This window comes from Nocardia terrae (assembly GCF_009760405.1).
GTDB lineage: Bacteria > Actinomycetota > Actinomycetes > Mycobacteriales > Mycobacteriaceae > Nocardia > Nocardia terrae.
This window is the reverse complement of sequence record NZ_WRPP01000013.1, coordinates 14,650-25,793: the sequence shown is the minus strand read 5'-3', so window position 1 is coordinate 25,793 and position 11,144 is coordinate 14,650. Positions and strand designations below refer to the sequence as shown.

The window sequence follows — 11,144 nt, the reverse complement described above, 5'->3', positions numbered from 1 at the left end:
TGGTTACCTCCGAATCCGGGCCATCTCGGGGTCGACCACCGGATCGGCGTGCACCCGCGCGGTGAATCTCTCGGTGAGATAGGCGATTTCGACCTCGTCGCCGGGTTGGGCGGTAGCCGGGAGCCAGGCGTAGGCGAGGGTGCGGCCGACGGTGGCGGAATAGCCCGCGCTCGTGGTGTATCCGGCGACCGCGCCGTCGATGAAGACGGGCTCCTTGCCGAGCACCACGGCGGCCGGATCGTCGAGGACGAGGGTGCGCAGCAGTTGTCGCGGCGGCGGTGCGGCCTCGAGCGCCCGCTTGCCCAGGAAGTCCGGCTTGCTCATGCGGACGGCGAATCCGAGTCCGGCGGCATCGGGGGTGTGCTCGGTGGTCATATCGGTGCCCCAGGACCGATAGCCCTTCTCCAGCCGCAAGCTGTTGAAGGCGATGCGGCCCGCGGCGATCACGCGCTGGGGACGCCCGGCCTCCCACAGCAGATCCCACAGTGCCGCACCATGTTCGGCGCTGGTGTAGATCTCCCAGCCGAGTTCACCGACGTAGGAGACCCGCAGCATGGTGACCGGGATGCTGCCCAGATAGGCGCTCTTGGCCTTGAAGTATCCGAATGCCTTGTGCGACAGGTCCTCCGGGCACAGCGGCTGCACCATGTCCCGCGCATCTGGTCCCCAGACTCCGACACAGCAGGTGCCGCCGGTGATATCGCGCAGGACGACACTGCCGTCGCCGGGCAGGCGGCGAGTCAGCCAGTCGAAATCGAGCGGACCGTTCGCGCCGACCTGGAAGTGGCACTCGCCGAGCCGGGCGACGGTCAGATCGCTGCGGACTCCCCCGGCGCCGTCCAGGAGCAGCGTGTAGGTGACCGCACCCGGCTTCTTACCGACGTCGTTGGTGGTCAGCTCCTGCAGGAAGGCGGTCGCGCCGGTTCCGGTCACCTCGTAGCGGGTCAGCGGAGTCATGTCGTACATGGCGACATGCGTTCGCGTCCAGGCGGCTTCGGCGATCGAGATGGGCGAGTAGAAGCGCGCGGACCAGTCGTCGCGGGCCGGGAAGGCCACGCCCTGCGCGGCGACCTCCGCCATCAGCCCGGCATTGGCCTCGTACCAGGCCGGTCGCTCCCACAGCCCGCCCTCGTAGCAGAACGCTCCCAGCTCCCGCTGCCGCGCGTGGAAGGGACCGGTGCGGATGTTCCTCGGGGAGTTGCGGTATTGGTGCGGGTGAATGATGTCGTACACCTCGACGAACGCCTGCACGCTGGTACTCCGGATGAACTCCGGGCTGCGCGCCGCCTCCTCGAACCGGTACAGGTCGGCCTCGTGCAGGTCGATACCCGGTGCGCCCTCGACGATCCACCGCGCCACCTCGCGCGCCACCCCGGCCGAATGCGTCACCCACACCGCCTCGGCGACCCAGAATCCGGCCAGGTCGCGGTGCTCGCCCAGGATCGGGAAGCCGTCGGGGGTGAAGGAGAAGATGCCGTCGAAGGCCTCGTCCACCTTGGTTTCCCCGAGCGCGGGCAGCAGGCCGAGGGTCTCGGCCCAGGCCGGTTCGAACTCCGCGGCCGTGAACGGGAGCATGGACGGCATCGGCTCCCCGGCGGTGTCGGTGAGCAGGGTGTCCATCTCGACCGGCCGCGGGCGATGCCCGTAGTAGCCGATGCCGATCCGGTCACCGTAGGTGCGGTAGTACAGATCGGCGTCCTGGTGGCGCAGGATGGGCAGCCGTTCGTCACCGGCGAGCGCGGGGACCGGGCCGGTCTTGGCGAACTGATGCGCCATGGGCACCAGCGGAACCGTGAGTCCGACACCGCGGCCCAGTTGCGCACCCCAGAATCCGGCGGCGCTCACCACGATATCGGCGGGCAGCTCCTGCCCGTCCCGGGCGCGCACGCCGGTCACCCTCCCGGAGGACGAAATCACCTCGACCACTTCGCAATAGCCGATGAAGCGGCCGCCGCGGTCGGCCGCCGCGGCCGCCTGCCGCTCGGCGGCGCGCACTGCCAGCGCCAAACCGTCGGTGGGAGTGTGGAATCCGCCGAGGACCCGGTCGGGGTCGAGCAGGGGATGCAGCCGCGCGCATTCGCCCGCGTCCAGCAGCCGGGCCTCGATCCCCCAGGCTTGCGCCCACCCGTGCCGGCGATGCAGGTCGGTCCATCGTTCCGGGGTGGTGGCCACCTCCAGCCCGCCCACGGTGTCGAACGCCTCGAGCGCGCCGAACTTCTCGACGGTGTAGCGGGCCAGCTCGGCCATGGTCTTGGACGGATTGGTCTGGAACACCAGACCCGGTGCGTGTGAGGTGGATCCGCCGGTGCGGAAGAGCGGGCCCCGATCGAGCACGGTGACATCCGTCCAGCCGAGCCGGGTGATCTCGTCCGCCAGGGCCGTGCCGACGATTCCCGCACCGATGATGACGACTCGCGGCTGCATGACCGAGCCTCCAGAGTGTTGCGTATTGCGCACCATGTGCCGTAATACGCAACTATGCTCCGCCCGGCGCGCACGGCTGTCAACCGGAATCGAATTATTCGTATTCCGTTTGTTTCCCGCGAGTTTCGGTGTATGACAACCGATTTTCGGCCGGCGCCGCGGGCGGACACGAACAGGCCCGGCAGCGAACGGGCATCGCTGCCGGGCCTACGGTCGACGAACCGGTGGGACGGCTACGGGCGCATGCCGGTTTCGGTCCAGCGCCGGAAGACGGCGATCTTCTCGGCGGGCCAGGCGCCGTCGCAGGGCATGTTGCCGGCGGTGAGGCGGCCGAGGATCTCGGCGGCGTGCTTGGTGACGTCGTCCAGGGACCACAGGTCGAAGACGAAGCTCATCGAACGCTGATCCTTTTCCCGGAACAGGGGTTTGATGTGGGCGGCGAAGCCCACCGCCTCGTCGGGGCCGGGCAGGTCCGGTTCGGCCGCCTCGGTGCCGGTCGGTGCGGCTTCGGCCGACGGCACCCCGAGCGGGCCCCAATCCCATTCCGGCGCTTCGCCCTCGGCGGTCGCGGCGAACTCGACGAAAGCCGCTAAGGCGGAACGGAATTCGGGATCCGCCGGGAGCCCGGCGTCCCGGGCCGCCCGCAGGCAGAGCCGCGCCCAGCGCTCGCGCTGTTCGTCGGTGAGGACGGGCCGGGCGAGCGGCTCCGCGGCCATGCCGGGCGCGCCGAAGGCAGCCGCCATCCAATCGGCTTCGCGCCGGGCGCGATCCGGGTCGGCGGCGGCGAAAACCGCGGCCAGGACCGGGTCGTCGGGGATCAGCTTCTCGTAGAGCAGCGCGGTCATCCTGGTCAGCGCCGGATAGCCGCCCGCCCACTCGAAGAGGGTGGGTTCCTGACCGGGAGCGAGGACCGGGTCCTGGAATCCGACGTACCAGTGCATTCCGCTGCAGAACGGCTTGTTGCGGGACTGCCCGCAGCGGCACAGCGCGCAGTGCTCGGTGGACGCACCCTGTGCGCGCTCGATATCGCCGCCGTCGGGTCCGGCCAGCGGGACCGAACCGCGAACGCGGTAGGGCCCGTCCTTGGTCACCTCGATGACCGGTTCCCGGGTGCCGTTCCAATCGGTGAGGTCACGCGCCTCGACGCCATCGAAGGCCATACTCAGGGCCCCTGAGGGGCAGGCCCGCACGGCACGCACGATCTCGTCCATGCGCCCGCCATTGGGTGCGACGAAAGGCTCTGCGGCGGTGCGGAATACCGTCGAAATCCGGTCTGTACACAGTCCGGAGTGCTGGCAGATGCCGCGATTGTCGAACACCGTGATCTGCTCGCCCGCGTACGTGTCACGCCGATCCGCCACCCGCGCGGGATCTTTCGCGTCATTGAAGCCGATCCGGGCGTGGCTGCCGTCGCAGAGGGGTTTGAGCGCCGACGCCCCGCATCGGCAGAGCGCGACGGTCGGGCCGACCTCCACCGGCAGTCCGAGGTGGTCGACGATCGCCACATTCGTCACCAGGTAGGGCCCGTTCTTGGCGGTCCGGATCGACGCGGCGAACTCAGCCTGCAATCCGGCGAATTCCGCACGCAGCCCAGCCCTTTCACTCACCGGCAGGACCGCGCAGGCGAGATCCTGCAGCGCGGCGGCAGCCTCGACGAGTTCGAGCAGATCGCTGCGGCCCCGCAACCGGGTCGCCGCGACAGCCAGCTCCTGCAACCGCTCGGCCAAGCCCGACTCCGTCGCAGGCGCGTGTATGGCGGCTGCGGCCGCCGAACCAGTGGATGCCACGCTTTCGGCTGCGGCGGCGAAGTTCTGCGGTCCAGCACCGGCGGTCTGCGCGGCGGCTGTGGCCCGCGGTGTGGCGGTGCTGCCCGAGGGCGGGGACGAGGCGCCGGCCGGGCCGAGTCCCTGTCGGACTACGGCTTCGGAGAGGGGGCGCAGCACGCTGTCGGCGAGGCGGGGTATGACGCCGGCGGGGGCCGGGTGGCGGGTGAGTGCGTAGGCGGCGGCGAACAGGTCGGCCGGCTCTGTGCCCGCGTCGATTCCGGCTACGCGCGCCGCGAACTCGTCGGCGCGCTGCCGGGCAGCGGTCTGTACGGCGGGGTCGAGGCCGAGGATTTCGGGGCGGGCGTGGGCGTTCCAGCTCGGGAAGTGCGCGGTCAGCGTGGATTGAATGTCTGCGAACGCCTTCGCAATCGGGACCAGTTGCTCCCCCACCGCGGGCACGTCCGCCCGGATGTCGTCGGTCAGCGTGACAGCTTCACCGAGCCGCTCGGCCAGCAGAGTCCACGCGGCCTCGCGGTGCGGCATCAAATAGTCTGTCTCATAGAATAATTCGAAGCTCGGACCCACGGTCTTGCCCGGGTGATCAGGACCGGCGGGCAAGGTGGTGATGAGTTCGCCGAGCGGGCGGATGACGCTGAACATGAGAGCGACGGTGGCGTCGGCCAGGGTCCGCAGCTGCGCGTCGGACTCCTCGGTGTGGGCGAAGAAGCGTTCGAAGATCTGCAGCAGGATCTCGTAGCCGACATTGAACAGGTCGGTGACACGGGCGGTGTCGGGATCGCTGATCAGAGGCACCGGGATATCCCGTTCCGGCGCACGGACATTCGCCGCGAGCACCGGGCGCACCGGGTCGAAGTCCGGGTTGTCGCGCAGGCACTGCTCGTACTCGTCGAGGATCTTGACGAACTGACCGAAGTGGGCGTCGCGCCAGTCGCCGCGCGCGCCCTCACCCTGTTCGAGGATGGTGTCGATGGCGAGCTTCGCGGACGCCACATCGGTCACCGCCACCAATTCCGGCCAGCGGAAATGCTTCTGGGTCGCCTGGGCGCGGTGCGGGCCGACGAACAGCCAGCGCTCGCCGTACTTCTCGGCGAGGTGCTCGATGCCGCGTTCGATCGAGCGGTAGAGGTGCCCGACGGTCGCGAAATCCTGCAGCCGCGGCACGATTTCACCCTGCTCCATGTGCGCGGCGGCGCGGCCGAGGCTCTGGATGCCCTCGGCATCGTCGAGGTCCATGCCCTCGGGACGCTCCAGGAACATGAAGTGCCGCAACGACTGTTCGCCGAACGGCAGCAGCGCCAGCTGCACTCCCGCCGGATAGTGCGCGGCCGGCAGCGGCAGGTTGGGCCGCGCCATGTGCGGCGCCGCGCCGATGGCGGAGAGCAGATTGTGCACCAGCGACAGGTGCAGCATCTCCTGGGTGGCCACGTGCGACACCAGTTTTCGCCAGCGCGTGACCTTCTCCAGCTCGTCGGCCTCGAGCCCCTCCTCGGCCGAGGTCTTGAGCGAGAACGCCGCGAACAGGTACTGGCACATGATGCCGTGCTCGAGTTCGGCCGCCTGACAGAGCATGTAGATGAGGGCTTCGCGGTGCTCGATGACGAACGGCTCCTCCGGCGCCGCCAGTCCGCCCCGGGCGGCGATGGTCCGGGCCAGGTCGCCCTGGCCGGTGAGATTGGGAGTTTCCGGCGCATTCTCACTCATGCGCGTGCCTTTCGGATCGTCATGAAGTCGTCCGAATCCCATCATCGTCTCGAAATCCGGGCGTCGACGAGTGTTTCGCCGCCCGAGAAACCGTCAATTCGACACCGGTACCGGTACCTGCCACCTGGCCACGCTGATGTATTGCGACACGCTCATCCAGACCGGCAGCCCTGCTACCTTCGACAATGCGGTATCTCAAGGCAAGGAGCACGCCATGGGCATCATCACGATGATCATCATCGGCCTCATCGCGGGCGCGATCGCCCGCCTCCTGGTCCCCGGCAAGGAGGACTTCGGCATCATCTGGACCGCCGTCCTCGGCATTATCGGCGGCTACGTCGGCGGCACCCTGGGCAGCCTGGTCTTCTCACCCCACCACTTCGACGTCCATCCCCCGGTCAAGCACGCCTTCATCGGCGCCATCATCGGCGCGATCATCGTGCTGGTCATCTACAAGTGGATCAGAGCCCGAGTCTGACCTCCCCGCTCCGCGCACCCGAACCACCAGGGGCGGGGCCGCTGACCTGCGGCCCCGCCCCTGCTGCGTCAACGGTCTTGCGCGTGATGAGGGTTCGCACAATCCCGCCGCACACGACGCCGGTCCCATCGGCGTCCTCGACCGCGGGTGGTCCACGGCCCGAGTCTTCTACGTATCTACTAAGTAGATACGTAGAAACTACCGGACGGTCGCGGCCTCACACAAGCGATCTTGGTCAGCGTGTCCGATCCCACGTCCCGGCGGTAGCGAGCAGGGCGAGCAGCAGCTCGGCGCGAACACGGGCGCTGTCCAGGTCGAGAGCCAGGATCTCGGCGGCGGTGGCGATGCGTTTGCGCAGGGTGTGACGGTGGATGCGGAGAGTCGCGGCGGCGGACTCCCATTGGCCGTTGCACTCGAGGAAGGCGCGCAGACCGGCGAGGAGATCGGTGCCGTGGCGGCGATCGTAGTCGACCAGTGCGGTGAGCCGGGTGTGAGCCATGGCCTCGAGCACTTCTCGCGCCGGAGGAAAGGACAGCAACATCAGGGTGGTGAAATCGACCGGAGGGCTGCCCGGTTCAGCGGTCGACGCGGCGAGACGCGCGGACTCGACGGCAGCCGCCAAATCCCGGAGCGGATGCCCGCCGCTCACACCCATTCGAATGAGTTCGCCGGAACCGCCGAAGCTTTCGGGCCGTAGCGACTCGGCGAACGTGGAATCGGCGGGCAATACCAGCACGACGCCGGTTGCTTCGCGGTACGCGAACAAGGAATGCCCCGCGGCCGGGACGAGCTCGGTGAGGGCCGCTTCGACCGACTCCGCTGAACTCTCGGAATCGCACACGACGACAAGGATTTTGATGCGTCCGCGCGCGTCCGAGGCCAGTGCCAGCTGCTCCCACGCCGGACTCGGATCGACACTCGCGCCCAGCAGCAACCCCAGCGCTTGACCGTTGAGCCGATGCTGCGTCCGGTGCAGCCGGGCCGGTTGCTCGAAATCCAGGGCCAGCAGGGAGTTCGCGTGGCCGAGCAGGATCTGGTCGACAGGACCGAGCGGAGTGTCACCGACCACGACCAGGTGGCCGTGGCGGCGACGGTCCAGCCCGATCCGCTGATGTGTGATGGACGCGCCCGAGCTGTCGGTCCACACCCCCGCCCCGGCGGCTGCGGTCTCGAGCACCGCCGCGCGCACCCGAGCGACGAGCTCGGGGGCGGGTTCCCCTGGGTGCGAGTCGATCACGGTGCCGTTCGGATCGATGACCAGCACCGTCGCATCGAGTGAGTTCGCCAGTTCGCGCACGATGGCCGCGCTGCCGGATCGGATCAGCGCCCGGGTCATGCGCGGCTGGGCGCGGCTGGCGCGCAGCACCGCGTCGTATTGGAGTTCGGCGATGCGGGCCGAGACCCGCTCGACGATGGCGGCGAAGGCGGTGGCGAGGGGTACTTCGAAGAGTGGGATGCCGATTTCATCGGCGGCGGTGATCAGTTCGAGCGGGATCTCGTCGTGGGTCAGTCCGATGCCGAAGCCGATGCCGGCGACTCCGCATCGATCGAGTTCGCGCACATACTCGGTGCGCCCGGCGGGGTCGGGCGGCAGGCGCATTCCCGTGGTGAGGACGAGTTCGCCGCCGGAGAGCCAGCGAAACGGGGGCTCGAGTTCGGTGGTGACGACGAGGTCGATGTCGCGGCGGAGCCCGGCGGAGCCGCCGCGCAGGCGGAGTGCGAGGTCGGGCTGGGTCAATACCCAGCCGAGGGGAACGGGCATCGGTCGGAGTGTACAGAATGTCGATTCCGGCCCGGCATGTTGTCCAATTCGGCACAGGGGACCTGGCGGTTCGTACCGCAGACTGGTGATCGCCGCCACCGACCTTCGACCGGGAGACCTCCACCATGACCTCGATCGACTATCGCCTGCCGCAGCGACGCGACCTCGTCACAGCGCTTCCGGGACCGCGTTCGCAGGCGCTGACCGCGCGCCGGAAGGCGGCCGTGGCGGCGGGGGTCGGGTCGTCGGTGCCGGTCTACGCCGCCGATGCCGACGGCGGGGTGATCGTGGATGTGGACGGCAACTCGCTGATCGATCTGGGTTCTGGGATCGCGGTCACGTCGGTGGGGGCGTCGCATCCGGCGGTGGCGGCGGCGGTGGCCGCGCAGGCGTCGCGGTTCGCGCACACGTGTTTCATGGTCACGCCCCACGAGGGTTATGTCCGGGTGGCCGAAGAGCTGGCGGCGCTGACGCCCGGCACTTTCGACAAGCGGACCGTGTTGTTCAACTCCGGCGCGGAGGCGGTGGAGAACGCGGTGAAGGTGGCGCGGCTGGCGACCGGGCGGGCCGCGGTGGTGGCGTTCGATCACGCGTATCACGGCCGCACCAATCTGACCATGGCGCTGACCGCGAAATCCATGCCGTACAAGGCGCATTTCGGTCCGTTCGCACCGGAGATCTACCGGCTGCCCATGTCCTACCCCTATCGCGACGGGCTGACCGGGGAACAGGCTGCGGCACGGGCCATTTCGCAGATCGAGGTCCAGATCGGGGCGGATGCGGCGGCCGCGATCATCATCGAGCCGATTCAGGGCGAGGGCGGATTCATCGTGCCCGCGCCGGGATTCCTTGCCGCACTGGCGGAGTGGGCGCGCGAGCACGGGGTGGTGTTCATCGCCGACGAGGTGCAGACCGGATTCGCCCGCACCGGAGCATGGTTCGCCAGCGAACACGAGGGCATCACGCCCGACATCGTCACCATGGCCAAGGGCATCGCGGGAGGCATGCCGCTGTCGGCCATCACCGGGCGCGCCGACCTGGTGGACACCGTGCACGCAGGCGGGCTGGGCGGCACCTACGGCGGCAATCCGGTGGCGTGCGCGGCGGCGCTGGCCAGTATCGAAGTGATGCGGGAGCTGGACCTCCCGGCCCGGGCACGCGCCATCGAGGCCGCCGTAATGCCGAAGCTGCGCGAATTGGCCGACGCCACCGGGGTTATCGGTGACGTGCGTGGCCGCGGAGCCATGCTGGCGATGGAGCTGGTCCGGCCGGACAGCGACACACCCGATCCCGCATTGACCAAAGCCATTGCCGCCGAGGCTCTCTCGCGCGGCGTCGTACTGCTCACCTGCGGCACCTACGGAAACGTCATCCGGCTGCTGCCCCCGCTGGTGATCGGCGACGAGTTGCTCGCCGACGGCATCGGGGTGCTGGCCGAGGTGGTGCGGGAGCTGGCGGGCTGAGCGTTCCCGGGCTCGAAATCGATGGAGATAGAGGAGAACTCGCTATGCGTGATGTGGCCGAGCTGCTGGCTGCCGTCCCGACCGGACTCCGGATCGGCGGTGAGCAGGTCCCCGCGAGCGACGGCGGCACCTTCCCCGTGCACGATCCGGCGACCGGTGCCGTGCTGGTCGAAGTGGCCGACGCCACCCCCGCCGACGGGATGCGCGCGCTGGACGCCGCGGTCGCCGCGCAAGCCGACTGGGCCGCCACCCCCGCGCGGGAGCGCGCCGAGATCCTGCGCCGCGCTTGGGAACTGGTGATGGCCCGGCGCGACGACTTCGCCCTGCTCATGACCTTGGAGATGGGCAAGCCGCTGGCCGAGGCCCAGGGCGAGGTGGTCTACGGCGGTGAATTCCTGCGCTGGTTCGGTGAGGAGGCGGTGCGGATCAACGGCCGCTACACCCCGTCGCCGTCCGGCAACGGCCGCATCCTGGTGACCAAACAGCCCGTCGGGCCGACGCTGGCCATCACGCCGTGGAACTTCCCGCTGGCCATGGGCACCCGCAAGATCGCCCCCGCCTTCGCCGCGGGCTGCACCATGGTGGTCAAGCCCGCCGCCGAGACCCCGCTGACCATGCTGCTGCTGGGCGAGGTCTTCGCGGCGGCCGGACTGCCCGCGGGCGTGCTGTCCATCCTGCCGACATCGCAGGCGGCGCGGCTCACCGATCCGATGTTCGCCGATGACCGGCTGCGCAAGGTGACCTTCACCGGCTCGACCCCGGTCGGCAAGGTACTGCTCGCGCAGTCGGCTTCGCGGGTGTTGCGCACCTCCATGGAGTTGGGCGGCAACGCGCCGTTCGTGGTGTTCGCCGATGCCGATCTGGCCGCCGCGGTGGACGGTGCGATGGCCGCGAAGATGCGCAATATCGGTGAGGCGTGCACGGCCGCCAATCGATTCCATGTCGACAACGCGGTGCGCGAGGAGTTCACCGCGCGGCTGACCGAACGCATGCGCGGGCTGAAGATCGGTCCGGGACATCTGGACGGAATCCAGGTCGGCCCGCTGATCAGTGCGAAGCAGCGGGATTCGGTGGCCGAACTGGTGCAGGACGCGATCGACAAGGGCGCAAAGGTCGCCACCGGCGCGACCGCGGTCGCGGGTCCCGGCTTCTTCTACGAGCCGACGGTGCTGACCGAGGTGCCCGCCGACGCCCGCATCCTGCGCGAGGAGGTCTTCGGCCCGGTGGCCGCCATTACCGGCTTCGACGGGGAGGCCGCCGGTGTCGCCGCCGCCAATGACACCGAATTCGGTTTGGCCGCCTACATCTACACCCGGGATCTGGACCGCGCGCTGCGGGTCGCCGAGGCGGTGGAATCGGGCATGGTGGGTGTGAACCGCGGCATCATCTCCGATGTGGCCGCGCCCTTCGGCGGCGTGAAGCAGTCCGGGTTGGGGCGCGAGGCCGGAACCGAGGGCATCGAAGAATATTTGGAGACCAAATACATCGCGCTGCCATAGGGACATTCGCCCTCGAATCGGAATAACTCC

General features: G+C 69.1%; 6 protein-coding genes. 3 read left to right on the top strand and 3 right to left on the bottom strand.

Annotated elements, in window-relative coordinates; genetic code table 11:
- Positions 1-3: 3 nt before the first annotated feature.
- Entirely contained in the window at positions 4-2,424 is a 2,421-nt protein-coding gene (locus GPX89_RS39645; RefSeq protein ID WP_157392935.1) for a GcvT family protein, read from the bottom strand.
- A gap of 233 nt (positions 2,425-2,657) precedes the next feature.
- The gene (locus GPX89_RS39640; RefSeq protein ID WP_198347806.1) at positions 2,658-5,912 is read right to left on the bottom strand and encodes a ferritin-like domain-containing protein; all 3,255 of its coding nucleotides are present in this window, start codon (positions 5,910-5,912) and stop codon (positions 2,658-2,660) included.
- A 214-nt stretch (positions 5,913-6,126) separates the two neighbouring features.
- On the opposite strand from GPX89_RS39640, the gene GPX89_RS39635 reads away from it, so the two are divergent.
- Positions 6,127-6,390, top strand: a complete 264-nt coding sequence (locus GPX89_RS39635) for a GlsB/YeaQ/YmgE family stress response membrane protein (protein WP_157392933.1) — start codon at positions 6,127-6,129, stop codon at positions 6,388-6,390.
- A gap of 235 nt (positions 6,391-6,625) precedes the next feature.
- Here the strand turns inward: GPX89_RS39635 and GPX89_RS39630 are convergent, their stop codons facing one another.
- Complete coding sequence (locus GPX89_RS39630) at positions 6,626-8,152, bottom strand: PucR family transcriptional regulator (protein ID WP_157392932.1); 1,527 nt, start codon at positions 8,150-8,152, stop codon at positions 6,626-6,628.
- 125 nt (positions 8,153-8,277) lie between these two features.
- Here GPX89_RS39630 and gabT point away from each other — a divergent pair, with 125 nt between their 5' ends.
- Together gabT and GPX89_RS39620 are read left to right on the top strand one after the other, a co-directional pair.
- Positions 8,278-9,615 (top strand): 4-aminobutyrate--2-oxoglutarate transaminase, encoded by a 1,338-nt coding sequence (gene gabT / locus GPX89_RS39625; protein WP_157392931.1) that lies wholly within the window; start codon positions 8,278-8,280, stop codon positions 9,613-9,615.
- Positions 9,616-9,659: 44 nt separating this feature from the next.
- Positions 9,660-11,114, top strand: a complete 1,455-nt coding sequence (locus tag GPX89_RS39620) for an NAD-dependent succinate-semialdehyde dehydrogenase (protein ID WP_157392930.1) — start codon at positions 9,660-9,662, stop codon at positions 11,112-11,114.
- Positions 11,115-11,144 lie beyond the last annotated feature (30 nt).